Here is a 24,313-nt window from a genome sequence, read left to right on the forward strand (position 1 = left end):
ATCGGACACGAGCAGGTTGCAGCGCAACATCGCCCCACTACAATCCAAAAAAAGAACGACCGTTCTTTTATCTAGTTCTCCTCCAACCAAGGAAGCAGCATGACGGCTGAATACAAGGTCCACGGCGACGTCGCCGTGGTCACGATGAACAATCCGCCCGTCAACGGGCTGGGCCATGCCACCCGTGTCGCGATCACGCAGGGCCTCGACCAGGCCAACGCGGATCCCGCCGTCAAGGCCATCGTCGTCACCGGCGCCGGCAAGGCCTTCTCCGGCGGCGCCGACATCAAGGAATTCGGCTCGATGAAGGCGACGCAGGACCCGAACCTGCTGTCCGTCATCCTGGCGCTGGAGAATTCCGCCAAGCCCACCGTCGCCGCCATGCACTCGGTCGCCATGGGCGGCGGCCTCGAGCTCGCGCTCGGCTGCCACTACCGCATCGCCGCACCCGGCACCAGCATCGCCCTGCCGGAAGTGAAGCTGGGCCTGATTCCCGGCGCCGGCGGCACGCAGCGCCTGCCGCGCGTGCTGGGCGTCGAACCCGCGCTGAACATGATCGTCAGTGGCGAGCCGGTCAAGGCCGAAATGCTGGCGCAGCTGCCCGGCCAGAAGCTGTTCGACAAGATGGCCGCCTCGCCCGAGTCGCTGCTGGAAGAAGCGCTGGCCTTCGCCCGTTCCGTCGCCGACACGCGGCCGCTGCCGCTGGTGCGCAACCTGCCGTCCAGGCATCCCATGGGCGACGCCTACTTCCAGTTCGCGCGCAACATGGTCAAGGGCATGGCGAAGAACTTCCCCGCGCCGGCCAAGTGCGTCGACGCGGTCGAAGCCTCCACCAAGAAGAAGTTCGACGAAGGCATGGCCTACGAGCGCGAGATCTTCACCGCGCTGATGTTCACGCCCGAGTCCAGGGCCCTGCGCCACCTGTTCATGGCGGAGCGCGCGGCCAGCAAGATCGCCGACGTGCCGGAAGACACGCCCAAGCGCGCCATCGAGAAGGTCGCCGTTATCGGCGCCGGCACCATGGGCGGCGGCATCGCCATGAACTTCCTGAACGCCGGCGTCCCGGTGACCATCCTCGAGATGAAGCAGGAAGCCATCGACCGCGGCCTGGCCACCATCCGCAAGAACTACGAGGGCCAGGTCAAGAAGGGCAAGCTGAAGCAGGACAAGTACGAGCAGCGCATGGCGCTGCTGAAGCCCACGCTTTCCTACGACGACATCGGCGACGCCGACCTCGTGATCGAGGCCGTGTTCGAGGAGATGGGCGTCAAGCAGAAGGTCTTCGAGCAGCTGGACAAGACCATGAAGAAGGGCGCCATCCTCGCGTCCAACACTTCCACGCTGGACGTCGACAAGATCGCGGCCTTCACCAAGCGGCCCGAAGACGTCGTCGGCCTGCACTTCTTCAGCCCGGCCAACGTGATGAAGCTGCTGGAAGTGGTGCGCGGCGCCAAGACCGGCAAGGACGTGATGGCCACGACCATGGCCCTCGCGAAGAAGATCAAGAAGACGGCGGTGGTGTCGGGCGTGACCGACGGCTTCATCGGCAACCGCATGATCGAGCAGTACAGCCGCCAGGCCGGCTTCCTGCTGGACGAAGGCGCCACGCCCGCGCAGGTGGACAAGGCCGTCGAGAAGTTCGGCTTCGCGATGGGACCGTTCCGCATGGGCGACCTGGCCGGCAACGACATCGGCTGGGCCATTCGCAAGCGCCGCGCGCAGGAGCGGCCGAACATGCTCTACAGCCGCACCGCCGACAAGCTGTGCGAGCTGGGCCGCTTCGGCCAGAAGACGGGCGCCGGCTGGTACGACTACGAAGCGGGCAAGCGCGACGCGATCCCGTCCAAGTTGGTCGAGAAGATGATCGAGGACCACCGCAAGGAACTGGGCATCACGCCGCGCAAGATCTCCGACGAGGAGATCGTGCAGCGCCTGGTGTTCGCGCTGGTCAACGAAGGCGCGCGCATCGTGGAAGAGGGCATCGCCGCCCGCGCCAGCGACGTCGACATGGTCTACATCACCGGCTACGGCTTCCCGATCCATCGCGGCGGCCCCATGAACTACGCCGACCAGGTCGGCCTGTTCAACGTGGTGCAGGCGATGAAGCGCTTCCAGAAGAACCCGCGCGACGACGCGAAGTTCTGGGAGCCCGCGCCGCTGCTGGCGAAGCTGGCCGCCGAAGGCAAGACCTTCTCCTGAACGCGCCCATGGTGAAACGCATCCTGCTGGTGCTTGCCGCCTTGTTGCTGCTGCTGGTGGCGGTCCTGGCCGTCAACACGCTGCGCCAGGGCTCGCGCCAGCTCGATGTGCCCCCGGCGCCGCCGCTGGCCCTCGACGAGAAGGCGCTGGCGGACAAGCTGGGTGCAGCCATCCGCCTGCAGACGGTGTCCAGCCTCGAGGATCCCACCGCCAACGCGGCCGAATTCCGCAAGCTGCACGCGCTGCTGCAGGAGCGCTTCCCGCGCGTGCATGCCACGTTGCAGCGCGATCTGGTCAACGACCTGAGCCTGCTCTACACGTGGAAGGGCACGGACCCGAACGCGAAGCCGGTCGCCTTCATCGCGCACCAGGACGTCGTCCCCATTGCCCCGGGCACCGAAAGCAAGTGGCAGGTGGCGCCCTTCTCCGGCGAGGTGAAGGACGGTTACGTGTGGGGCCGAGGCGCCTGGGACGACAAGGGCAACCTCATCGCGCAGCTGGAGGCGGTGGAGATGCTGCTGGCGGCCGGCTTCCAGCCGCGCCAGACGATCTACCTCATTGCCGGCGCCGACGAGGAAGTGGGCGGCCCACGTGGCGCGGTCGCCATCGCCAAGATGCTGCGCGAGCGCAAGGTGCGGCTGGACTTCGTGATCGACGAAGGCCTGGTGCTCACCGAAGGCATCCTGCCCGGCGTGAAGGCGCCGGCGGCGCTGGTGGGCATGGCGGAGAAGGGCTACATCACGGTGCAGATCACCGCGAACGCGCCCCCAGGGCATGCGTCGATGCCGCCCCCGCCCGGCACGACGGCGATCGCCAAGGTCGGCGATGCGCTCAAGCGGCTGGACGAGGAGCAGTTCCCGCCCAAGCTGCAGGGCGTGGCGCGCGAGCTGTTCCAGACGCTGGCCCCCGAGATGGGCGGCATCCAGCGCGTGGCGCTTTCCAACCTGTGGCTGTTCGGCCCGCTGCTCGAGAAGCAGCTCGCGAAAGGCGCCAGCACCAATGCGATGCTGCGCACGACCACGGCGCTGACCATCGTGAATGCCGGCAACAAGTCGAACGTGATCCCCGGCCAGGCCGACGCCACGCTGGACTACCGCATCCTGCCGGGCGACAGCACCGAGAAGGTTCTCGCGCACGTGCGCTCCAAGGTCGGCGAGGGCGTCGAGGTCAAGTCCCTGGGCGGCAGCACGGAACCCACGCCGGTGAGTTCCACCGCCGCGCCTTCCTACTACCAGCTGCAGCGCACGCTGCGCGCCGTGTTCCCCGGCACGCTGGTGGCGCCGGCGCTCTACGTCGCCGGCTCCGATTCGCACCATTTCGTGGACCTGGCCGACAGCATCTACCGCTTCTCGCCCGTGCGCGTGAAGCCGGAAGACGTCGCCCGGCTGCACGGCACCAACGAGCGCATCGCCGTCGCCAACCTGGGCGAGCTGGTGCGCTTCTACCATCAACTCCTGCGCAACCTGAACGCGCCGGCCCCCTGACACGACTCCCCTGAAAGGCAACACACCATGACCAAGGCCGTCATCGTCTCCACCGCCCGCACCCCGCTCACCAAGAGCTGGAAGGGCGCGTTCAACATGACGCACGGCGCCACCCTGGGCGGCCATGCGGTGAAGCATGCCGTGCAGCGCGCCGGCATCGACCCCGGCGCCATCGAGGACGTCCTCATGGGCTGCGCCAATCCCGAAGGCGCCACCGGCGCCAACATCGCGCGCCAGATCGCGCTGATGGCCGACCTGCCGGTGACGGTGTCCGGTGCCACCGTGAACCGCTTCTGCTCCTCGGGCCTGCAGACCATCGCCATGGCTTCGCAGCGCATCATCGCGGGCGAAGGCGACGTCTACGTCGCCGGCGGCGTGGAAAGCATCTCCTGCGTGCAGCAGGAAATGAACACGCACATGCTGCGCGACCTGGCGCTGGACAAGAAGAAGCCCGAGATCTACTGGACGATGCTGCAGACCGCGGAGCAGGTCGCCAAGCGCTACGACATCGGCCGCGACCGCATGGACGAATACGGCGCCGCCTCGCAGCAGAAGGCCTGCGCCGCGCAGGCGGCCGGCAAGTTCAACGACGAGATCGCGCCCATCACGGTGAAGGCCGGCGTGGCCGATGCGGTCATGGGCCTGATCACCAAGGAAGTGACGGTCAGCAAGGACGAGGGCCTGCGCGAAGGCACGACCAAGGAAGGCATCAGCGGCATCAAGCCGGCACTGCCGGGCGGCGTGATCACCGCCGGCAATGCCAGCCAGTTCTCCGACGGCGCCGGCGCCTGCGTGGTGGTGAGCGAGGAGTACGCCGCGCGCAACAACCTCAAGCCCATGGGTCGCTTCCTCGGCTTCGCGGTCGCGGGCTGCGAGCCGGACGAGATGGGCATCGGCCCCGTGTTCGCCGTGCCGAAGGTGCTCAAGAAGCTGGGCCTGACGGTGCAGGACATCGACCTGTGGGAGCTGAACGAAGCTTTTGCGGTGCAGGTGCTGTACTGCCGCGACAAGCTGGGCATCCCGGCGGACCGCCTGAACGTCAACGGCGGCGCCATCGCCGTCGGCCACCCGTACGGTGTGTCGGGCCAGCGCCTGACCGGCCATGCGCTGATCGAAGGCAAGCGGCGCGGGGCGAAGCGCGTGGTCGTCACGATGTGCATCGGCGGCGGCATGGGGGCTGCGGGCGTCTTCGAAGTGCTGTAAGAGCGGGGAAGGCATGTCTTCCCTGCGTCCCACCCTCGACTTCCTCCTCTACGACTGGCTGCACGCCGGGCGGCTGGGCGAGCGCGAGCGCTTCGCCGACCATTCGCGCGAGACCTTCGACGCGGTGTTCGACACCTGCGAGCGCATCGCGCGCGAGAAGTACGCGCCGTTCAACCGCCTGGTCGACACCGAGGAGCCGCGCTTCGACGGCGAAAAGGTGATCCTGCCGCAGGCGACGCACGAGGCGCACCGCGCCTACGTGGCGTCCGGCATGGTCAGCGCCGCCCAGGACTACGAGGAGGGCGGCATGCAGCTGCCCTACACGATCGAGGCCGCGGCCAACACCTTCTTCGCGCTGGCTTCGGTCAGCATGGGCTCCAGCCTGCTCACCAAGGGCAACGCCAACCTGTTGCTGGTGCACGGCACCGAGGCGCAGAAGGCCGTGTTCGCGCGCAACGAGTTCGGCGGCCGCTTCACCGGCACCATGTGCCTGTCGGAGCCGCAGGCCGGCTCCTCGCTGTCCGACGTCGCCACGCGCGCCACGTCCGACGGCGCGGATTTCGAAAGCGATCCGCTCGGCCCGCGCTACCGCCTCAAGGGCAACAAGATGTGGATCTCGGCCGGCGAACACGAGCTGGCCGAGAACATCATCCACCTCGTGCTGGCCAAGATCCCGGGACCCGACGGCAAGCTGGTGCCGGGCACGCGCGGCATCTCGCTGTTCATCCTGCCCAAGAAGCTGGTCGACACCGAAGGGCGGTTGACCGGTGAGCGCAACGACGTCGCGCTCGCGGGCCTCAACCACAAGCTGGGGTGGCGCGGCACGACGAACACGCTGCTAAATTTCGGCGAAGGCAAATATCCCGTGCGCGGTGGCGCGGGTGCCATCGGCTATCTCGTGGGCAAGCCGGGCGAAGGCCTGCGCTGCATGTTCCACATGATGAACGAGGCGCGCATCGGCATCGGCCTGGCGGCCACGGCACTGGGCCTGGCCGGCTACTACGCTTCGCTGGAATACGCGAAGAACCGTCCCCAAGGCCGCCCTGTCGGCCCAGCGGGCAAGGACGCCGCGCAGCCGCAGGTCCGCATCATCGAACACGCCGACGTCAAGCGCATGCTGCTCGCGCAGAAGTCCTACGGCGAGGGCGCGCTGGCCCTGCTGCTGTATTGCGCCCGCCTGGTCGACGAGCAGCACACCGGCACGCCGGAGGCCGCGGAAGAAGCGCGCCTGCTGCTGGAGGTGCTGACGCCGGTGGCCAAGAGCTGGCCCAGCGAGTTCTGCCTGGAAGCGAATTCGCTGGCGATCCAGGTCCACGGCGGCTACGGCTACACGCGCGACTTCCCGGTGGAGCAGTACTGGCGCGACAACCGCCTGAACATGATCCACGAAGGCACGCACGGCATCCAGGCCGCCGACCTGCTGGGGCGCAAGGTGGTGATGGAAGGCGGCAAGGGCCTCATGCTGCTCGCAGGCCGCATCAACGCGACGATCGAGCGGGCGATCCAGCAACCCGCGCTGGCCGAGCACGCCAATACGCTGGGGCAGGCCCTGCAGAAGGTCGGCGCCGCCACCAAGGCCGCCTGGGCCACCGGCAATCCTTCCGATGCGCTCGCCAACGCGGTGCCCTACATGCAGGCCTTCGGCCACCTGGTGGTCGCCTGGACCTGGCTCGACGTGCTGCTGGCCGTGCCCGCCGACAGCACGCGGCCCGAGCACGAAGGCCGGCGCCGCGCCGCCCGTTATTTCTTCCATTACGAGCTGCCCAAGATCCCCGGCTGGCTGCGCGTGGTGGAAACTCGGGACTCCACCTGTTCCACCATGCCCGAGGAAGCTTTCTGACGATGGCCACGCCGCGAACCCTTGCCCGCCTCGACACCCTGATCTGGTCGCTGATCTTCGGCGGCCTGCTGGTGCTGGTGCTGGGCATCGCCTCCCACGACGAAACCGCGATCGGCGGCTGGAGCCTGTCGGTGCTGGGCTCCGTTGCCGCGCTGGCCGGCTTCGTCCTGATCGTCGTGCGCTCGCGCCTGCGCGAGGATGCCGAGCCCGGCGCACAATCGACCCCATCCCGAACCGGAGACAGCCCACGATGACCCGCACCATCCAGCAATTGTTCGACCTGGAGGGCAAGGTCGCCCTCGTCACCGGCGGCTCGCGCGGCCTGGGCCTGCAGCTCGCGCATGCGCTGGGCGAGGCCGGCGCGCGCATCATGCTCAGCGCCCGCAAGGAAGGCGAACTGGAGGAAGCCGTGGCCGACCTGCAGGCCGCCGGCATCGACGCGCGCTGGGTCGCCGCCGACTGCGCGAAGGAAGAGGAGATCCGCAAGCTCTCCGACCAGACCTTCGAACGCATGGGCAACGTCGACATCCTGGTGAACAACGCCGGCGCCGCCTGGGGCGCGCCGGCCGAGGACCATCCCGTGGAAGCCTGGGACAAGGTCATGAACCTCAACGTCCGCGGCTATTTCCTGCTGGCCCAGCAGGTCGCGAAGCGGGGCATGATCCCGCGCAAGTCGGGGCGCATCATCAACGTCGCCTCCATCGCCGGCCTGGGCGGCAACCCCGCCGACATGAACACGCTGGCCTACAACACGTCCAAGGGCGCGGTCATCACCTTCACCCAGGCGCTGGCTTGCGAGTGGGGCAAGTACGGCATCAACGTCAACGCCATCTGCCCGGGCTTCTTCCCGAGCAAGATGACCAAGGGCACGCTGGAGCGCATCGGCGTCGACAAGCTGGCCGAGAACGCGCCGCTGCGCCGCCTGGGCGACGACGAGGACCTGAAGGGCACGGCGCTGCTGTTCGCGTCCGACGCCGGCAAGCACATCACCGGCCAGTGGCTGGCGGTGGACGGCGGCGTCAGCGTGGTGACGGGGGGCTGAGCACGTGGCTTCGCCCAAGCTGTTCGGCGTCGAGATTCCCTTCGTCCACCACCTCGGCTTCGAGCTGGTGAGGATGGAAGGCGGCGCGTCGGAGCTGAAGTTCGCGCCGAAACCGGAGCACCTGAACTCCTTCCAGGTCACGCACGGCGGCGCCGTCATGACCTTGCTGGACGTGACCATGGCCACGGCGGCGCGCAGCGTCGACCTGGAGATCGGCGTCGTCACCATCGAGATGAAGACGAGCTTCATGCGGCCTTGCGTGGGCGTGCTCACCGGCAAGGGAAGGCTGATGCACAGGACGCGCTCCATGGCCTTCACCGAAGCAACGATCTACGACGCCGACGACATTGCCTGCGCGCATGCCACCGGCACCTTCAAGTACGTGCCGCGCAAGCAGGCCGCGATTTCCACCGACTGAACGAGAGGAGGCTTCCATGCCCGCCAACAAGCAGCTCCTGCTGGACAACCGCCCCGAGGGCGAAGCCAAGGCCAGCAACTTCAAGCTGGTGACCGCCGACACGCCGGCGCTGAAGGACGGCGAGGTGCTGGTCAAGCACCACTTCCTGAGCCTCGACCCTTACATGCGCGGCCGCATGAACGACGCCAAGAGCTACGCCCAGCCGCAGCCGCTGGGCCAGGTGATGCAAGGCGGCACGGTCGGCGAGGTGGTCGAGAGCCGCAACGCCAAGTACGCCGTGGGCGACAAGGTGGTGGGCTTCGGCGGCTGGCAGCAGTACAGCGTCGTGGCCGCGGACCAGCCCGGTGCGCTGCGCAAGGTGGACACCACCCACGTGCCGCTGTCGCACTACCTGGGCGCGGTGGGCATGCCGGGCGTGACGGCCTGGTACGGGCTGGTGAAGATCATCGAAGCCAAGCAGGGCCAGACCATCGTGGTCAGCGCGGCAAGCGGCGCGGTGGGCAGCGCACTGGGCGCGCTGGCGAAGGCACGCGGCTGCCGCGCCGTCGGCATTGCCGGCGGCCCCGACAAGTGCCGCTACGTGACGGAAGAACTCGGCTTCGACGCCTGCATCGACTACAAGCAGCACAAGGACGCCGGCTCGCTGTCGAAGGCGATCAAGGAAGCCTGCCCCAACGGCATCGACGGCTACTTCGAGAACGTCGGCGGCATGGTGATGGACGCGGTGCTGCTGCGCATGAACGCGCACGGCCGCATCGCGCTGTGCGGGATGATCGCCGGCTACGACGGCCAGCCGATCCCGATGGCCTATCCGCAACTGCTGCTGACCAACCGCCTGCTGATCCAGGGCTTCATCGTCAGCGAGCACATGGAAGTGTGGCCCGAGGCGCTGAAGGAACTGGGCATGCTGGTCGGCAGCGGCAAGCTGAAGCCGCGCGAGTCGGTGGCGCAAGGGCTGGAAGCGGCCCCGGACGCCTTCCTCGGCATGCTCAAGGGCAAGAACTTCGGCAAGCAGCTGGTCAAGCTGGTCTGATGCGCGGTTCGCGGGCCGGGATCCGGACATGAGCGACTACGCCACGCACGAAGTCTTCAACCAGCCCGAGCCGCTGGTGGGCTACAACCTGTTCGAAGGCAACCAGGCCTTGCGCGACGCGCTGCGCTTCAACGCGCCGCAACTGGACGTGGCGCCGCTCGCGCAACTGGGCCAGCTGGCCGGCAGCGCGGAGATGCAGGAGCATGCGCGCCTCGCCAACACGCGCACGCCCGAGCTGCACACGCACGACCGCTTCGGCCGCCGCGTCGACGAAGTCGAGTTCCACCCCAGCTACCACGCGCTGATGACGGCCGCGGTGCAGGCCGGCCTGCACGGCACGCCCTGGGCGGGCGAGGGCGCGAGCCCGCACGTGCTGCGCGCGGCCGGCTTCATGCTCTTCACCGAGCTGGAGCCTTCCATCCTGTGCCCGGTCTCGATGACCTACGCGGTCACGCCGGCGCTGCGCAGCAATGCGGCGATCTACGCCGAGTGGGGGCCCAAGCTCACCAGCCGCAGTTACGACCCCGCGCTCAAGCCCGCCGCCAACAAGTTCGGCGTGACCATGGGCATGGGCATGACGGAGAAGCAGGGCGGCTCGGACGTGCGCGCCAACACGACCCGCGCCGAGCCCGATGGCACCGACGACTGGGGGGCGCGTTACCGCGTCACCGGCCACAAGTGGTTCTTCTCGGCGCCGATGTGCGACGCCTTCCTGGTGCTCGCGCAGACGGCGTCCGGCCTGTCCTGCCTGTTCCTGCCGCGCGTGCTGCCGGACGGCAGCCGCAACGCCATCCGCATCCAGCGCCTGAAGGACAAGCTGGGCAATAAGGCCAACGCCAGCTCGGAGGTGGAATTCCAGGGCGCGACGGCCTGGCTGGTCGGCGACGAAGGACGCGGCGTACCGCAGATCCTGGAGATGGGCACCATGACGCGCCTCGATTGCGCGCTGGGCACCAGCGGGCTGATGCGGCAGGCCTTGTCCATCGCGCTGAACCACACGGCGCAGCGCGCGGCCTTCGGCAAGAAGCTGGTCGAACAGCCGCTGATGCGCAACGTGCTGGCCGACCTCGCGCTGGAAAGCGAGGCCGCGACGCAGCTGGCCATGCGCCTCGCGCGCGCCTTCGACAAGCGCAACGACGCGCACGAAGCGGCCATGGCGCGCCTGCTGACGCCGATCGCCAAGTTCTGGATCTGCAAGCGCGGGAGCCACTTCGCGCAGGAAGCGATGGAGTGCCTGGGCGGCAACGGCTACGTGGAAGAGGGCGGGCAGGGCATCATGGCCCGCATCTACCGCGAGATGCCGCTCAATTCGATCTGGGAAGGCGCCGGCAACATCATGGCGCTGGACCTGCTGCGCGCTCTGCGCAAGGCCGACGCGGCCGCTGCCCTGGCGCAGGAACTCGCGCCGGCCACGGGCGCGCACCCGGCCCTCGACAAGCTGGCGGCGAGCCTGCCCACGCGCGTCGAGGAAATGGCCACCGAGATCGAGGCGCGGCGCCTGGCCCAGGATGTCGCGCTGGCGGTGCAGGCGGCGCTGCTGTTCCAGGCGGCGCCCACGCCGGTGTTCGCGGCATTCTGCGATTCACGGCTGGCGGGCAACTGGGGCCAGGCCTTCGGCACGCTTTCCGCAGCAACCGATTTCGACGCTATCCTGCGGCGAGCGCAGCCCCGTTGAACCCGCCATGAACGACCTGATCCTGCACCACTACCACCGCTCGCCGTTTTCGGAGAAGCTGCGCCTGGTCCTCGGCTACAAGAAGCTGCCCTGGAAGTCGGTGCTGATCCCGGCCATCATGCCCAAGCCGGACCTCGTCGCGCTGACCGGCGGCTACCGCCGCACGCCGGTGCTGCAGGTCGGCGCCGACATCTACTGCGACACCGCGCTGATCTGCGACGTGCTGGAACACGTGCGGCCCGAGCCCACGCTGTACCCGCACCACCTGAAGGGCGTGTGCCGCATCTTCGCGCAGTGGGCCGACTCGACCCTGTTCTGGGCGGCGATGGGCTACAACCTGCAGCCCAAGGGCGCCGCGCACGTCTTCGCCGGTGCGCCGCCCGAAGCTGCGAAGGCCTTCGGGGAAGACCGCAAGGCGATGAGCGCGAACCTGGTGCGCCTGCGTCCCGGGGACGCTACCTCGGCCTACCGCTCCTACCTGCGCCGCATCGCCAACATGGCCGACGAGCACGACTTCCTGTTCGGCATGGAGCCCTGCGTGGCCGACTTCGCGGCCTACCACGGCATCTGGTACACGCGGCAGCAGGTGCCGCCGCTGGCGGACATCCTGAACGCCACGCCTTCGGTGATCGAATGGGCGCAGCGCGTGGCCGCGATCGGCCATGGCGCCTCGACGCACCTGGCTTCCGACGACGCCGTGGCGCTGGCCAAGGCGGCCGAACCCGCGCCGCCCGGCTCCAACCTGCTGATCGACAGCGCCTTCCAGGACGACCACGGCATTCCCCTGGGCAGCCGCGTGACGATCACGCCGGAGACCTTCGGCGTGGAGCCCACGGAAGGCGAACTGATCGCCGCCACGCGCACGCACTACAGCCTGCGCCGCGAGGATGCGCGCGCCGGTGCGGTGCACGTGCACTTCCCGCGCATCGGCTACGTGCTGCGCGCCGCCTGAGCGCCATGGAAGCGCCGCGCGCGCTCGGCTGCTGCCTGTTCGACACGGCCATCGGTGCGTGCGGCATTGCCTGGACCGAGGACGCGCTGGCGGCCGTGCAGTTGCCTGAGACGACGCGCGCGGGCAGCCTGGCCAGGATGCGGCGCCGCTTCGGCGAAGCGGTCCCAGAGGCCGATCCGCCCGCGTTCGTGCAAGCCGCGATCACGCGCGTACGGAAGCTGCTGGAAGGCGAGAAAGACGACCTGTGCGACCTGCCGCTGCAGCTGGAGGCCGTGCCGGATTTCCACCGGCGCGTCTACGAAGTGGCGCGCGCGATCCCGCCGGGCGAAGTGCTGACCTATGGCGAAGTCGCGAAGATTCTGGGGGACCCGGGTGCGGCACGGGCGGTGGGGCAGGCACTCGGTGCGAACCCCTTCGCGCCGGTGGTGCCCTGCCACCGGGTGCTGGCCGCCGGCGGAAGGTCGGGTGGATTTTCCGCCGAGGGCGGGGCGATCACCAAGCTAAAGATGCTGGAGATCGAGAAGGCGCGCCTGGGCGGCGAGCCCGGATTGTTCGACTAGGGACCGGGCTCAGAACCACTTGCGCCAGCCGGACTCCGGCGGACGCTCGGTGGACACGACCTTCTCCTCGCGCCGCAGCTCGAGGTCCTGCTCCTGGCGCAGTTGCGCCTCGCGCAGGCGCGCGTCGCGGGCCTCGGCCTGGCGCAGCTGCTCCATGCGATCGTCGGCGCGCGCCAGCGGCGCGGTGTCGACCACCGGCGCGCTGCCGCCCAGGCGGTGATCCATCTCGTTCAGGCGCGCGGCCAGCGTGCGGTTCATCTGTTCCAGCTGCGTGCGCAGCTCGCGCTGGCTGTTGACCATGGCCTTCTGGAATTCGGTCGCGGCGATGGCGTCGCGCTCGCGCAGTTCGCGCAGCTGGTTGTCCAGGTGGGTGCGCAGGTCGGTGAAACGCGAGGCTTCGGCCTTGTCGGCCAGGGTGCGCTGCGCTTCCAGGGTCTTGTGGTGGGTGCGCGAGTCGACCAGCGCCTGCGTGCGGATCGCCGCACTGGACAGGGCGAAGGCCACCGCGGCCGCGGCCAGCAAGGCCAGCAGGATGGCGCCCAGCGGCGCGTTCATCACGAAGAAACCGAAGGACAGGGGAACGGACCGCGCGATCTCGCTCCAGTTCAGCGCCGCGAATGCGGCCACCAGCAGGATGGCCACGACGAAAAGAATGCCACGGGTACGCATGAAAAGTCTCCTTTGAGGGCTTAAGTCATTCTCTGCAGTTGCAGGGCCGCTACTGTCAGCCGGACGCCCGTCTGGCTGTACGGAGCGTGTGGCAAACTCGCGCGCATTCCCGTTGTTCCCCAGCAGTTACAGAATGCAAAAGATCCTGCGGCAGATTGCCGCTGAACTCCGGGTGCAGGAGGGGCAGGTGCGCGCGGCCGTCGAGTTGCTCGACGGGGGCGCCAGCGTGCCGTTCATTGCCCGCTACCGGAAGGAGGCCACCGGCGGCCTCGACGACAACCACCTGCGCGAACTCGAGGCCCGGCTGGCCTACCTGCGCGAGCTCGAGGAGCGGCGCGAGGCGGTGCTCAAGAGCATCGACGAGCAGGGCAAGCTCACCCCCGAACTGCGCGCCGCCATCGAAGCGGCGCCCACCAAGCAGGAGCTGGAAGACCTCTACCTGCCCTACAAGCCGCGCCGCCGCACCAAGGGCCAGATCGCCCGCGAGGCCGGCATCGAGCCCCTGGCCGACCTGCTGTGGGCCGATCCCACGCGGGACCCGGCCGCCGAGGCCAGCGCTTTCGTCAAGAAGGAAAAAGGCGAGGGCGGCGAAGACTTCACCACCGTGCCGGCGGTGCTCGACGGCGTGCGCGACATCCTGTCCGAGCGCTGGGCCGAGGACGCGGTGCTGGTGCAGTCGCTGCGCGAATGGCTGTGGAGCGAAGGCCTGCTCAAGTCCAAGCTGGCCGCCGGCAAGGACGAAAACAATCCCGACGTCGCCAAGTTCCGCGACTACTTCGACTACGACGAGCCGGTCGGCCGCGTGCCGTCGCACCGCGCGCTGGCCGTGTTCCGCGGCCGCGCGCTCGAGGTCCTCGAAGCCAAGCTGGCCTTGCCGGTCGAGCCCGAGCCGGGCAAGCCTTCGATCGCCGAAGGCAAGATCGCTCTGCACCTGGGCTGGAGCCACGCGGCGCGCAAGGCCGACGACCTGCTGCGCAAGTGCGTCGCCTGGACGTGGCGCGTGAAGCTGTCGCTCTCGACCGAGCGCGACTTGTTCGCCCGCCTGCGCGAGGAAGCCGAGAAGGTCGCGATCAAGGTCTTCGCCGAGAACCTGCGCGACCTGCTGCTGGCCGCGCCGGCCGGCCCGCGTGTCGTGATGGGCCTGGACCCGGGCATCCGCACCGGCGTCAAGGTGGCGGTGGTCGATGCGACCGGCAAGCTGGTCGACACGGCGACCGTGTACCCGCACGAGCCGCGCAAGGACTGGGAGGGCTCGCTGCACACGCTGGGCCAACTGGCCCGCAAGCACGGCGTGAACCTGATCGCCATCGGCAACGGCACCGCCAGCCGCGAGACCGACAAGCTGGCGGCGGATCTCACCAAGCGCCTCGAGGGCGACATCCAGCGCGTGGTGGTGAGCGAGGCCGGCGCCTCGGTCTACTCCGCGAGCGAATACGCCTCGCAGGAAATGCCCACGGTGGACGTGAGCCTGCGCGGCGCCGCCAGCATCGCGCGCCGCCTGCAGGACCCGCTGGCCGAGCTGGTGAAGATCGAGCCCAAGGCGATCGGCGTCGGCCAGTACCAGCACGACGTGAACCAGAGCGAACTGGCCCGCATGCTGGACGCGGTGGTCGAGGATTGCGTGAACAAGGTCGGCGTCGACCTGAACACCGCCAGCGCACCGCTGCTCTCGCGCGTGTCGGGCCTGTCGACGACGGTGGCCAAGTCGGTCGTGCAATGGCGCGAATCGAACGGCGCTTTCAGGAGCCGCCAGCAGCTGCTGCAGGTGACGGGCCTGGGCCCCAAGACCTTCGAGCAGAGCGCGGGCTTCCTGCGCATCCGCGGCGGCGAGAACCCGCTGGACATGACCGGCGTGCACCCCGAGACCTATCCGGTGGTCGAGAAGATCCTCGAGACCGTGAAGAAGCCGGTGCAGGAAGTCATAGGCCGCGCCGACATGCTCAAGACGCTCAAGCCCGAGCTGTTCGCCAACGAGAAGTTCGGCGTCATCACGGTCAAGGACATCCTGGGCGAGCTGGAGAAGCCGGGCCGCGATCCGCGCCCCGACTTCAAGGTGGCGCGCTTCAACGACGGCGTCGACGACATCAAGGACCTGCAGCCCGGCATGGAGCTGGAAGGCACGGTCAGCAACGTGGCGGCCTTCGGCGCCTTCGTCGACCTGGGCGTGCACCAGGACGGCCTGGTGCACGTGAGCCAGCTCTCGCACAAGTTCGTCACCGACGCGCGCGAGGTGGTGAAGACCGGCGACATCGTCAAGGTGAAGGTGCTCGAGGTGGACGCCGCCCGCAAGCGCATCAGCCTGACCATGAAGCTGGGCACGCCGACCGAACGTGGAAGGGGACCGGGCGGCCCGCGCGACAACCGCTTCGAGGGCGCGGCCCGCGGCCAGCGCGCGCCGGCCAATCCGCAGATCAACGGCGCGATGCAGGGCGCATTCGCCAAGCTGCAAGGGCTGCGAAAATAAACGCCATGGCCATCCCGGTGCCGGCAAGCGTGCTGTTCCTGCGGCTGCGCGCTTTCCACGAGCAGCCGGTGGCCGAGCAGGCACGCCGGCGCGAGGCCCTGCAGGCCGCCGCGCGGCAGGCGCTCGCGCCCTGGCGCGACGACCAGCGCGTGGTGCTCGAGGCACCCGACGGCCTGGCCATCGTGGGCCGGGGCGACCCGGCACTGGCCCTGCAGGCCGCGCAGCAGGCTGCCGAGGCCTGCCGCGACGAGGACGTGGCGATCGGCCTGCATTACGGGCCGGTGAAGGCCGAGGCCGACGCGGTCGGCGGCGCGCGGCTGGCCGGCGAAGGCCTGCAGACCGCGGCGGAAGTGGCCGCTTTCGCCAACGAACATCCTTTGCTGGCGTCGTTCCCGTTCCGCGAAGCGCTGGCGGCCGGTTCGCCGCGGCGCGCGCGAGCCTTGCGGTCCGCGGGGGACTTCGTCGACGAACGCATGCGTTCGCAGCGGCTCTATGCCTTCGATCCGGCGGCCGCGCGGCGGCGTGCCGTGTGGCGCTCCTTGTTCGGCATCGCCGGCGTCGCACTGGTGCTGGGCGCGGGCTACGTGGGCCGCACGCTGCGCCTGGAAATGGAAGCGGCGGCACGGCCCGCCATCATCACCATCGAGATCAAGCCGGTCGGCGAGGTGTACGTCGACGGCGAGCTCAAGGGAACGGCGCCGCCGCTGGCACGCCTGTCGATTCCCGCGGGCCCGCACTCGATCGAGCTGCGCAGCGGCCGCCTGAAGCCGGTCACCATGGACGTCAACCTGCTGCCCGGCGAGGAACTGGAGCTGAAGCACACCTTCGTCGCCCCGGTGGCGCCGCCCGCGCCGCGCCGCACCTCGCCCCCGCCGCCGCAGACCGCGCAGGCCAAGGCGATCGACAAGGTGAAGTCCTGGCTGGACAAGCTCAAATGAACCCGCCTCCGTTTACCCATTTCGGCCGCTACCGCCTGCTCGAGGAGCTGGGGCGCGGTGCCATGGGCATCGTGTACCTGGCGGAGGACGAATCGCTGCAGCGGCAGGTGGCCGTCAAGGCGATGCTGCTGCCGGCCGACTCCGCCGACCGCGCGGAGCACGAAGGCCGCTTCCGCCAGGAAGCCAAGGCCGCCGGCGGCCTGAGCCATCCCAACGTCATCACGATCTACGACCTCGGCCGCGAAGGCGACTGGCTGTACATCGCCATGGAGGTGCTGCGCGGCACCGAACTGCGCACGCTGATGTCCGCCGGCCTGCTGCCTCCGCCGCTTGCGCTCGACATCGCGGCGCAGGTGGCCGAGGGCCTGGCTGCGGCCCATGCGCGCGGCGTGGTCCACCGGGACATCAAGCCGTCCAACATCATGGTGCTGGACGGGCGGCACGCGAAGATCATGGACTTCGGCGTCGCACGCGTGCAGGCCTCGGAGGTGCGCACGCGCAGCGGCGTGATGCTCGGCTCGCCCAAGTACATGTCGCCGGAGCAGGTGGCGGGCCACGCGGTGGACCCGCGCAGCGACATCTTCTCGCTCGGCTCGATGCTCTACGAGATGGTCACGGGCCAGCCAGCCTTCGGCGGCGCGGAGCTGGCCAACCTGCTGTACGACATCCTCCACACCACGGCGACGCCGGCCACGCGGCTGAATCCTGCCTTGCCGCCCTTGCTGGACCTGGTGCTGGCCCGCGCGATGCAGAAGAACCCCGCCGCGCGCTACCAGGACGCGCGGGAGATGGCGCGCGACCTCGAGGCATGCCGCACCGGCGTGGTGCCACCGGCGCCCGTGCAGCCGCTGGCGACCACCGGCGGCGTCGGGGAAGCCACCATCCTCTCGGCGACGGTGCGCAGCGACGCGCCGGCGGTTTCCCAAGCCAGCTGGCTGCCGGCGCGCGAGTTCGATTCGCGCGAGGCCATCCAGGGGCTGCTGGAGGCGACCGAAGCGGGCCAGCCGCCGGGCGGCGCCTGGCTGCAGGCGCTGGTCTGGCCGCTGGTGTACGTGGCGGCGCTGGCGGGCGCCGTGGCGATCGCCCTGGCCTGATCCTTATTCGGCGATGCCGCCGACCACGTGGCTGAAGCCACCGTCGACGTACGTGATCTCCGCCGTCACGCCGCCGGCCAGGTCGGACAGCAGGAAGGCCGCCACGTTGCCCACGTCCTCGATCGTCACGTTGCGGCGGATCGGCGAGGTCTCGGCCACCACCGACAGGATCTTGCCGAAGCCCTTGATGCCGCTGGCCGCCAGCGTCTTGATGGGGCCGGCGCTGATGCCGTTGACGCGGATGCCCTTGGGGCCCAGCGAGTCCGCCAGGTAGCGCACCGAGGCTTCCAGCGAGGCCTTGGCCAGGCCCATGGTGTTGTAGTTCGGCACGGTGCGGATCGCGCCCAGGTAGGTCAGGGTGAGCAGCGCCGACTGCGGATTGAGGTAGGGCAGGGCCGCCTTGGCCATCGCCGGGAAGCTGTAGGCACTGATGTCGTGCGCGATCTTGAAGCCCTCGCGCGACAGGCCGTCCAGGAAGTCGCCGGCGATCGCCTCGCGCGGGGCGAAGCCGATGGCATGCACGAAGCCGTCGAATTTCGGCCAGGTGGCCGACAGGTCGGCGAACAGCTTCTCGATCTGGGCGTCGTCGCCGACGTCGCAGTCGAACACCAGCTTCGAGTCGAAATCGGCCGCGAATTCGGTGATGCGGTCCTTGAAGCGCTCGCCGACGTAGCTGAAGGCCAGCTCGGCGCCTTGCGCGTGGCAGGCCTTGGCGATGCCATAGGCGATGGACCGGTTCGACAGCACGCCGGTGATCAGCAGTTTCTTGCCCTTCAGGAAGCTCATGGTTTTCTCTTTGTCAGGATAGGCACGATTTTCGCACGTGGTCGTCCACGGGGGGCTCAGGCGACATTGACGTGAATTGCTCGACGGGAGTTGGGGTTACTCCTTAGGATTACCCGGGAAACCCCCCCCTCGAGCCGCCTATACTGCCGCCCGGGCCGGCGTTCACCACCAAGGACGCCGGCCTTTCTTTGTCGAGCGACCGATCTCGCTCCAGCACCACGGATAGAAGGACCTATGTTTCTGATCAGCCATCTTCGCGCCGTCCTGGGCGCAGCGCTTGTCGCCCTGAGCGTCGCCGGTTCCCCCCTCGCCCAAGCCCAGACCCCCGCCCCGGCCGCCTCCGCGCCCGCCGCAGCCGCTCCCGCCGCTGCCCCGGCCGCCGTCGCCCCCGCCGCCCCGGTCGCCTCCGCCGCCGCCCCGAAGAATGGCGAAGCCCTCGACAACCCCTACGGCATCGAAGCCCTGTGGAAGGGTTCCGACCTGATCGCCCGCTCCGTGCTGGTCCTGCTGGCCATCATGAGCGTCGGCTCCTGGTACATCCTGGTGGTCAAGCTGCTGGAGCAGACCAAGATGACCCGCCAGGCCCGCACGGTCGAAAAGAAATTCTGGGACGCCAAGTCGGTGCGCGAAGCCGCCAACTCGCTGGAGAAGAACAGCGCCTACCGCTTCATCGCCGAAGCCGGCGCCAATGCGACCACCGACCACGGCGGCCTGAAGACGCACATCCCGATGAACGAGTGGATCCCGATGAGCATCACGGCCGCCGTCGACCGCGTGCAGGCGTCCACCCAGAAGGGCCTGGCCTTCCTGGCCACCGTCGGTTCCACCTCCCCCTTCGTCGGCCTGTTCGGCACGGTGTGGGGCATCTACCACGCGCTGACCGCCATCGGCATCTCCGGCCAGGCCTCGATCGACAAGGTCGCCGGCCCCGTGGGTGAAGCGCTGATCATGACCGCCATCGGCCTGGCCGTCGCCATTCCCGCCGTGCTCGCCTACAACTGGCTGGCCCGCCGCAACAAGGCGATCATGGACGAAGTGCGCGAGTTCAGCGAAGAGCTCAACGCAGTGATGGTCGGCTCCGCCGGCCGCGCCGCCTAAACCTGCCGCCGCAGCCGGAGCAATCCCATGGCGATGGCAGTCGGTTCATCCGACGACGATTCCGTCATTTCCGCCATCAACACCACGCCCCTCGTGGACGTGATGCTGGTGCTGCTCATCATCTTCCTGATCACGATTCCCGTGGTCACCACGTCGATCCCGGTGCAGCTGCCCAAGGAACGCGTGGAAGTGCGTGAGACCAAGCCCGAGAACATCGTGATCTCGGTCGACAAGGCGGGCAACATCTTCTGGTACGACGCGAAAGTCGGCGACGTCGAGTCGCTGGTCGTCAAGCTGAAGAAGGTGTCGGCCATGAAGCCGCAGCCCGAGGTGCAGATCCGCGGCGACAGCAACGGCCGCTACGAAGGCGTGGGGAAGATCCTCTACGCGTGCCAGCGCGCCGGCATCACCAAGGTCGCATTCATCACCGAGCCGCCGCCCCTGGGCGGCTGACGTTCCCCGGAGAATTCAACATGGGACTCAAATCCCGCAGGGGGACCGATCCTGAGGTCATGATGGACATCAACACGACGCCGCTGATCGACGTCATGCTGGTGCTCCTCGTGATGCTGATCATCACCATCCCCATCCAGCTTCACGCGGTGAACCTGGAGATGCCGGTCGGCACGCCGCCGGAAAACGCGATCAAGCCCGAGAAGGTGCAGATCGACATCGACGAGAAGAGCGTCGTCTACTGGCAGGGCCTGCCGGTGACCGCCGCTGAACTCGACCAGAAAATGTCCGAGGTCGGCCAGCTTCCGAGCCAGCCGGAAATCCACCTGCGCCCCAACAAGGACTGCCAGTACGCGGTGTTCGCGAACGTGCTGTCCTCGTCCAAGCGCAAGGGCCTCACCAAGATGGCCGTGATCGGCAGCGAGCAGTTCGTCAAATGACCGACCACATCTCCCATCGACGCTCCTACGGCGGGGGCAACCCCCGCCGCCGCGCGATCGGCTGGCTGGCCGTCATCGTGCTGCACGCGATCATCCTCTGGGCCCTGGTCACGGGCACCGCCCGCAAGGGCCTGGAATTGATCAAGAAGCCGCTGGAAGCGGTGGTGATCCAGGAAGTGATCATCCCGCCGCCTCCGCCTCCGCCGCCGCCGCCCCCGAAGAAGATCGAGAAGGTCGAACCGCGGGTGGAGAAAGCGCCGCCGCCGCCCTTCGTGCCGCCGCCGGAGGTGACGCCTCCAGCCCAGACGAACGCGCCGGTGATCCAGTCGGTGCAGACGCCGCCGCCGGCCCCGCCGGTGATCGCTCCGCCGCCGCCGCCGGCCCCGCCGGCGCCGGTGGGCCCGAAGCGTATCGACGTGGCCATCGCGTGCTCCAACATCAATCCGCCCGAGATGCCGCGCGCGGCGACGCGCGACAAGATCGAGGGCCTGGTGAAGGCGCAGATCACGCTGAAGGACGGCGCGATCACGGACGTGACCATCCTGTCCGGGCCGCGCGTGTTCCACAGCGTCGTGCGTGAAACCATCATGCAATACAAGTGCCAGTCGCAAGGCGACGGCATCGCGATCCAAGAGTTCAACTTCAAGTTCTAGTCCGCCCAAATCCAGGGCACGACGGACCCCGTGATGACGCATGGCGCACAGCCAGGCGGCATCGCGCGGGTCCGCTTGCTTTTGGTGCCTTTGGTACGCCGATGTTTCGACGCCACAAAACGGTCATACAGGGTCAATTACCAAGTGACCCGCTGTGAAGCCTGTGCCAGAGTGTGTCCCCAGCCGGCATGACTCGGATAAAGGGTCGTGCCGTGCCAACCCCGAGGGCGTCCCGTGCCAGAAGCGCAGGGCGGCTTGAAAACGTCAGCAGGAGAGTTCATGAATTCCGACAATAGAAACTTCAGAAGGACCGTGGTCGCCCACGCGGCCCTCGTCGCGATCTGCGGATCCGCGGCCATGGTGGCGCCCCAGGTGGTGTTTGCCCAGCAAACGCTGCAACGCGTGGAGGTGACGGGTTCCAGCATCCGCCGCTCCGACGCCGAGACCGCTTCGCCGGTCCAGGTGATCAGCAAGGATGAAATCGACCAGTCCGGCAAGGCTACGGTCGGCGAATACCTGCAGACGCTCACCGCCGACAGCCAGGGTTCGGTGCCGTTCACGTATGGCCGCGGCTTCGCCGGCGCCACCGCGTCGGGCATCTCGCTGCGTGGCCTGGGCGCGAACGCGACCCTGGTCCTGATCAACGGCCGCCGTGTCGCTTCGTCGGTGCTCGCCGATGACGCCCAGCGCGCGTTCGTCGACCTGAACCAGATCCCGATGGAAGCCGTCGAGCGCGTCGAAGTCCTGAAGGACGGCGCCTCCGCCATCTACGGCTCCGACGCCGTCGCCGGCGTGGTCAACATCATCCTGAAGAAGAACTACGTCGGTACGGTCGTCAAGGCCACCGGCGGCATCGCCGAAGAGGGCGACGGCTCCGAAGGCCGCCTGTCGCTGACCCACGGCATGGGCGACATCGAGAAGGACGGCTGGAACCTGATCCTGAACGCCGAAATCTCGAAGAAGAACGCGATCTACTACAAGGACCGCACCGGCCGCAATTCCGTCGGCGTGTCCGCCATCGGCACCCAGGGCTTCGACCCGAACGGCGGCCCCGGCAACAACATCAACCGCTACGGCGGCAACGGCTGGATCCCGTCGGTCGGCGGCGTGCGCCAGAACAACAGCGCGAGCCAGTCCCTGATCGGCAACGTGCGCAACCCGGTGACGCTGGACTACTACAGCCGCCAGGATCCGGCAGGCGTGGGCTTCACCCGCACCATGCCGAACGCGGCCGCCTTCTGCGCTTCGCACGCGAACATCCCGCAGAACAACCCGAACGGCGCCTGCATCAACGACATGTGGCAGCAGTTCGGCCAGGTCCAGCCGGACATGAACTCGGGCAGCTTCTTCGGCCGCTTCACCAAGGCGATCAACGCGCAGACCGAAGGCTTCGTCGAGCTGGGCTACTACCAGATGCACTCGCGCATCCAGAACACGCCCCTGGTCCCGAGCGGCACGATCTTCACCCCCGCCGGTGACGTGATCTCCAACACCGCGGCCACCCAGCTGGGCGCTGCGCACCCGGACAACCCGTACTTCGGCACCGCCGCGCGCCTGTCGTACAACCCCGGCTTCGAGATCGGCCCCAACATCAACAGCTCCGACAGCCACACCGTGCGCGTCGTTGCCGGCGTGAAGGGTTCCGTTTCGAACTGGGACTACGACACCGCCCTGAGCTACTCCGAAGTCAAGCAGACGGACACGTCCGAGAAGCGGATCAACTGGCGCGTTTCCAACGCCCTGCTGAACCCGACCGCGGCCAACGTCGCTGCCGCCACCGCCAACAGCGCCGCCTACGCCGCGCTGCCGGCCGGCACCTTCTGGCGCATCGGCGAGAACGCCTGGATGAACTCGCCGGCGATGTACAACGCGCTGCTGGCCGACCAGTCCCGTTCGGGCTTCTCGAAGCAGTACGGCATCGACTTCAAGGCTTCGACCGAACTCGGCAAGCTCGATGGCGGCGCCATCGGCCTGGCGATCGGCGGCGAAGTCCGCCACGAAGCCAACAACCTGCCGTTCTACTCGGGCCTGGGCGACTACATCGGCGTTTCCCTCACCAAGTACAGCGGCGACCGCAACATCTACGCGCTGTTCACGGAAGCCCTGTTCCCGGTCACCAAGCGCCTGGAGCTGAGCGCCGCCCTGCGTGCCGACCACTACTCCGACGCCGGCAGCGCGTTCACGCCGAAGGTCGGCGCGAAGTGGCGCCCGATCGACAACCTGGCCCTGCGCGGCACGTACGCCGAAGGCTTCCGGGCCCCCGGCTTCGCGGAGAACAGCACGTCCTCCATCGCCGCCTTCGGTGGCGCCGTGGTCAACGACAACGTGCGTTGCGCCGCCGGCGTGCCGAACTCGCAGTGCCTGAACGTCGCCCCGACGTTCGTGCAGCGCGGCAACCCGGACCTGGAGCCGGAAAAGTCGAAGAGCTTCACGCTGGGCGCGGTGTGGGACATCACCCCCAAGACCAGCCTGACGGCCGACCTGTGGGAAATCCGCCGCACCGGCCTGCCGGTGATCCAGGACCCGCAGCAAGCCGTGGACAACGGCCAGTACACGCGTGATCCGGCCACCGCCGTCACCCCGACGGACCCGGGGGCGATCCTGACCGGCTTCGTGTCGTTCGAGAACTCGGCTTCCAGCAAGACGAACGGCCTCGACGTCGAACTGAAGCACCGCTGGGACCTCGGCGACGGCATGGGCCGCCTGAACGGCACCCTGACCTGGACGCACCTGTTCACGCAGCGCGTGGTGGACAGCACCGGCGTCGCCCACGACTACGCGGGCACGCACGGCGACTGCAACATCACCAACTGCATGGGCACGCCGAAGGACCGCATCCAGTTCGTCGGCAGCTGGGACTGGAACCAGTGGCGCCTGGGCGCGATCGTGAACTATCGCGGCTCGATGTCCAACAAGCTGGAGAAGTCCGACACCGCCTGCGCGCAGACCTTCCTGAACGGCAACGATGCCCCGGACGGCTGCAAGGTGAAGTCCTTCACCACCCTGGACCTGTCCGTGCTGTACCGCCTGGGCAAGAACACCGAGATCTTCGGTTCCGTCCAGAACGTGTTCGACTCCAAGCCGCCGTCTGACTACGAGACCTACGGCGCGATCGGCTACAACCCGCTCGACTACTCGGGCGCCATCGGCCGCTTCTGGCGCGTGGGCATGAAGCACAAGTTCTGATCGGGACTTGAGCGGCCCGGCGCGAGCCGGGCTTCTTGCACACCAAGGAAATCCACCGCTTCGGCGGTGGATTTTTTTTTGGGCGGGTCGTTGGTCATCCCGGCCTCGAGCCGGGATCCAGGGAAG

The 24,313-nt window shown here is 68.3% G+C and carries 21 protein-coding genes; 19 read left to right on the forward strand and 2 right to left on the reverse strand.

Going from position 1 to position 24,313, the window contains the following annotated elements:
• Positions 1 to 99 precede the first annotated feature (99 nt).
• From LZ009_RS11920 to LZ009_RS11970, 11 genes are read left to right on the forward strand one after another with little or no spacing between them, the layout of a single operon-like run.
• Complete coding sequence (locus LZ009_RS11920) at positions 100 to 2,199, forward strand: 3-hydroxyacyl-CoA dehydrogenase NAD-binding domain-containing protein (protein WP_275698145.1); 2,100 nt, start codon at positions 100 to 102, stop codon at positions 2,197 to 2,199.
• An 8-nt stretch (positions 2,200 to 2,207) separates the two neighbouring features.
• Complete coding sequence (locus tag LZ009_RS11925; protein ID WP_275698146.1) at positions 2,208 to 3,683, forward strand: M20 family peptidase; 1,476 nt, start codon at positions 2,208 to 2,210, stop codon at positions 3,681 to 3,683.
• A gap of 27 nt (positions 3,684 to 3,710) precedes the next feature.
• Positions 3,711 to 4,886 carry an acetyl-CoA C-acyltransferase gene (locus LZ009_RS11930; protein ID WP_275698147.1) on the forward strand — a complete coding sequence of 392 codons (1,176 nt, stop codon included), beginning with the start codon at positions 3,711 to 3,713 and terminating at the stop codon, positions 4,884 to 4,886.
• Positions 4,887 to 4,899: 13 nt separating this feature from the next.
• Positions 4,900 to 6,726 carry an acyl-CoA dehydrogenase gene (locus tag LZ009_RS11935; protein WP_275698148.1) on the forward strand — a complete coding sequence of 609 codons (1,827 nt, stop codon included), beginning with the start codon at positions 4,900 to 4,902 and terminating at the stop codon, positions 6,724 to 6,726.
• A gap of 2 nt (positions 6,727 to 6,728) precedes the next feature.
• Positions 6,729 to 6,980 carry a hypothetical protein gene (locus LZ009_RS11940; protein ID WP_275698149.1) on the forward strand — a complete coding sequence of 84 codons (252 nt, stop codon included), beginning with the start codon at positions 6,729 to 6,731 and terminating at the stop codon, positions 6,978 to 6,980.
• Positions 6,977 to 7,768, forward strand: coding sequence for an SDR family oxidoreductase (locus LZ009_RS11945; RefSeq protein WP_275698150.1), 792 nt, complete (start codon positions 6,977 to 6,979; stop codon positions 7,766 to 7,768). The genes LZ009_RS11940 and LZ009_RS11945 overlap by 4 nt, the downstream gene beginning before the upstream one ends.
• A 4-nt stretch (positions 7,769 to 7,772) precedes the next feature.
• Positions 7,773 to 8,186 (forward strand): PaaI family thioesterase, encoded by a 414-nt coding sequence (locus tag LZ009_RS11950; protein WP_275698151.1) that lies wholly within the window; start codon positions 7,773 to 7,775, stop codon positions 8,184 to 8,186.
• A 16-nt stretch (positions 8,187 to 8,202) separates the two neighbouring features.
• The gene (locus LZ009_RS11955; protein ID WP_275698152.1) at positions 8,203 to 9,219 is read left to right on the forward strand and encodes an NADP-dependent oxidoreductase; all 1,017 of its coding nucleotides are present in this window, start codon (positions 8,203 to 8,205) and stop codon (positions 9,217 to 9,219) included.
• Positions 9,220 to 9,247: 28 nt separating this feature from the next.
• Positions 9,248 to 10,894 carry an isovaleryl-CoA dehydrogenase gene (locus LZ009_RS11960; RefSeq protein ID WP_275698153.1) on the forward strand — a complete coding sequence of 549 codons (1,647 nt, stop codon included), beginning with the start codon at positions 9,248 to 9,250 and terminating at the stop codon, positions 10,892 to 10,894.
• 7 nt (positions 10,895 to 10,901) lie between these two features.
• Complete coding sequence (locus tag LZ009_RS11965; protein ID WP_275698154.1) at positions 10,902 to 11,846, forward strand: glutathione S-transferase family protein; 945 nt, start codon at positions 10,902 to 10,904, stop codon at positions 11,844 to 11,846.
• A 5-nt stretch (positions 11,847 to 11,851) separates the two neighbouring features.
• Positions 11,852 to 12,406, forward strand: a complete 555-nt coding sequence (locus LZ009_RS11970) for a methylated-DNA--[protein]-cysteine S-methyltransferase (protein ID WP_275698155.1) — start codon at positions 11,852 to 11,854, stop codon at positions 12,404 to 12,406.
• A 9-nt stretch (positions 12,407 to 12,415) separates the two neighbouring features.
• On the opposite strand, the gene LZ009_RS11975 is transcribed toward LZ009_RS11970, so the two are convergent.
• A complete protein-coding gene (locus LZ009_RS11975; RefSeq protein WP_275698156.1) occupies positions 12,416 to 13,075 on the reverse strand; it encodes a hypothetical protein in 660 nt (219 codons plus the stop codon).
• 133 nt (positions 13,076 to 13,208) lie between these two features.
• Here LZ009_RS11975 and LZ009_RS11980 point away from each other — a divergent pair, with 133 nt between their 5' ends.
• The 3 genes from LZ009_RS11980 to LZ009_RS11990 are packed head-to-tail and all read left to right on the forward strand — an operon-like array spanning position 13,209 to position 17,571.
• On the forward strand, positions 13,209 to 15,539 hold the full coding sequence (locus LZ009_RS11980) for a Tex family protein (protein ID WP_275698157.1): 2,331 nt from the start codon (positions 13,209 to 13,211) through the stop codon (positions 15,537 to 15,539).
• Between the two features lie 5 nt (positions 15,540 to 15,544).
• A complete protein-coding gene (locus tag LZ009_RS11985) occupies positions 15,545 to 16,477 on the forward strand; it encodes a PEGA domain-containing protein (RefSeq protein ID WP_275698158.1) in 933 nt (310 codons plus the stop codon).
• Positions 16,474 to 17,571, forward strand: coding sequence for a serine/threonine-protein kinase (locus LZ009_RS11990; protein ID WP_275698159.1), 1,098 nt, complete (start codon positions 16,474 to 16,476; stop codon positions 17,569 to 17,571). The genes LZ009_RS11985 and LZ009_RS11990 overlap by 4 nt, the downstream gene beginning before the upstream one ends.
• 3 nt (positions 17,572 to 17,574) lie before the next feature.
• On the opposite strand, the gene fabI is transcribed toward LZ009_RS11990, so the two are convergent.
• A complete protein-coding gene (gene fabI, locus LZ009_RS11995; RefSeq protein ID WP_275698160.1) occupies positions 17,575 to 18,357 on the reverse strand; it encodes an enoyl-ACP reductase FabI in 783 nt (260 codons plus the stop codon).
• A gap of 234 nt (positions 18,358 to 18,591) precedes the next feature.
• Here fabI and LZ009_RS12000 point away from each other — a divergent pair, with 234 nt between their 5' ends.
• From LZ009_RS12000 to LZ009_RS12020, 5 genes are all read left to right on the forward strand, one after another.
• Positions 18,592 to 19,455: a MotA/TolQ/ExbB proton channel family protein gene (locus tag LZ009_RS12000; protein WP_275698161.1), complete on the forward strand. Its 864-nt coding sequence runs from the start codon at positions 18,592 to 18,594 to the stop codon at positions 19,453 to 19,455.
• A gap of 27 nt (positions 19,456 to 19,482) precedes the next feature.
• Positions 19,483 to 19,908: an ExbD/TolR family protein gene (locus LZ009_RS12005; RefSeq protein WP_275698162.1), complete on the forward strand. Its 426-nt coding sequence runs from the start codon at positions 19,483 to 19,485 to the stop codon at positions 19,906 to 19,908.
• Positions 19,909 to 19,928: 20 nt separating this feature from the next.
• Positions 19,929 to 20,348, forward strand: coding sequence for an ExbD/TolR family protein (locus LZ009_RS12010; RefSeq protein ID WP_275698163.1), 420 nt, complete (start codon positions 19,929 to 19,931; stop codon positions 20,346 to 20,348).
• A complete protein-coding gene (locus tag LZ009_RS12015; protein ID WP_275698164.1) occupies positions 20,345 to 21,001 on the forward strand; it encodes an energy transducer TonB in 657 nt (218 codons plus the stop codon). Before LZ009_RS12010 ends, LZ009_RS12015 begins: the two co-directional genes overlap by 4 nt.
• 279 nt (positions 21,002 to 21,280) lie before the next feature.
• Positions 21,281 to 24,187 (forward strand): TonB-dependent receptor, encoded by a 2,907-nt coding sequence (locus LZ009_RS12020; protein WP_275698165.1) that lies wholly within the window; start codon positions 21,281 to 21,283, stop codon positions 24,185 to 24,187.
• The last annotated feature ends 126 nt before the right edge of the window (positions 24,188 to 24,313 follow it).

The organism is Ramlibacter paludis (genome assembly GCF_022012305.1).
In the GTDB taxonomy this organism is placed as follows: Bacteria; Pseudomonadota; Gammaproteobacteria; order Burkholderiales; family Burkholderiaceae_C; genus Ramlibacter; species Ramlibacter paludis.

What these genes read in the sequence shown, in the direction of transcription:
- LZ009_RS11930 (WP_275698147.1), top strand. Translation starts at nt 3,711, where the DNA reads ATGACCAAGGCCGTCATCGTCTCCACCGCCCGCACCCCGCTCACCAAG.
- LZ009_RS11985 (WP_275698158.1), top strand. Translation starts at nt 15,545, where the DNA reads ATGGCCATCCCGGTGCCGGCAAGCGTGCTGTTCCTGCGGCTGCGCGCT.
- LZ009_RS11945 (WP_275698150.1), top strand. Translation starts at nt 6,977, where the DNA reads ATGACCCGCACCATCCAGCAATTGTTCGACCTGGAGGGCAAGGTCGCC.
- LZ009_RS11960 (WP_275698153.1), top strand. Translation starts at nt 9,248, where the DNA reads ATGAGCGACTACGCCACGCACGAAGTCTTCAACCAGCCCGAGCCGCTG.
- LZ009_RS12010 (WP_275698163.1), top strand. Translation starts at nt 19,929, where the DNA reads ATGGGACTCAAATCCCGCAGGGGGACCGATCCTGAGGTCATGATGGAC.
- LZ009_RS11940 (WP_275698149.1), top strand. Translation starts at nt 6,729, where the DNA reads ATGGCCACGCCGCGAACCCTTGCCCGCCTCGACACCCTGATCTGGTCG.
- LZ009_RS11965 (WP_275698154.1), top strand. Translation starts at nt 10,902, where the DNA reads ATGAACGACCTGATCCTGCACCACTACCACCGCTCGCCGTTTTCGGAG.
- fabI (WP_275698160.1), bottom strand. Translation starts at nt 18,357, where the DNA reads ATGAGCTTCCTGAAGGGCAAGAAACTGCTGATCACCGGCGTGCTGTCG.
- LZ009_RS12020 (WP_275698165.1), top strand. Translation starts at nt 21,281, where the DNA reads ATGAATTCCGACAATAGAAACTTCAGAAGGACCGTGGTCGCCCACGCG.
- LZ009_RS11990 (WP_275698159.1), top strand. Translation starts at nt 16,474, where the DNA reads ATGAACCCGCCTCCGTTTACCCATTTCGGCCGCTACCGCCTGCTCGAG.
- LZ009_RS11980 (WP_275698157.1), top strand. Translation starts at nt 13,209, where the DNA reads ATGCAAAAGATCCTGCGGCAGATTGCCGCTGAACTCCGGGTGCAGGAG.
- LZ009_RS11970 (WP_275698155.1), top strand. Translation starts at nt 11,852, where the DNA reads ATGGAAGCGCCGCGCGCGCTCGGCTGCTGCCTGTTCGACACGGCCATC.
- LZ009_RS11975 (WP_275698156.1), bottom strand. Translation starts at nt 13,075, where the DNA reads ATGCGTACCCGTGGCATTCTTTTCGTCGTGGCCATCCTGCTGGTGGCC.
- LZ009_RS12000 (WP_275698161.1), top strand. Translation starts at nt 18,592, where the DNA reads ATGTTTCTGATCAGCCATCTTCGCGCCGTCCTGGGCGCAGCGCTTGTC.
- LZ009_RS11920 (WP_275698145.1), top strand. Translation starts at nt 100, where the DNA reads ATGACGGCTGAATACAAGGTCCACGGCGACGTCGCCGTGGTCACGATG.
- LZ009_RS11935 (WP_275698148.1), top strand. Translation starts at nt 4,900, where the DNA reads ATGTCTTCCCTGCGTCCCACCCTCGACTTCCTCCTCTACGACTGGCTG.
- LZ009_RS12005 (WP_275698162.1), top strand. Translation starts at nt 19,483, where the DNA reads ATGGCGATGGCAGTCGGTTCATCCGACGACGATTCCGTCATTTCCGCC.
- LZ009_RS11955 (WP_275698152.1), top strand. Translation starts at nt 8,203, where the DNA reads ATGCCCGCCAACAAGCAGCTCCTGCTGGACAACCGCCCCGAGGGCGAA.
- LZ009_RS12015 (WP_275698164.1), top strand. Translation starts at nt 20,345, where the DNA reads ATGACCGACCACATCTCCCATCGACGCTCCTACGGCGGGGGCAACCCC.
- LZ009_RS11925 (WP_275698146.1), top strand. Translation starts at nt 2,208, where the DNA reads ATGGTGAAACGCATCCTGCTGGTGCTTGCCGCCTTGTTGCTGCTGCTG.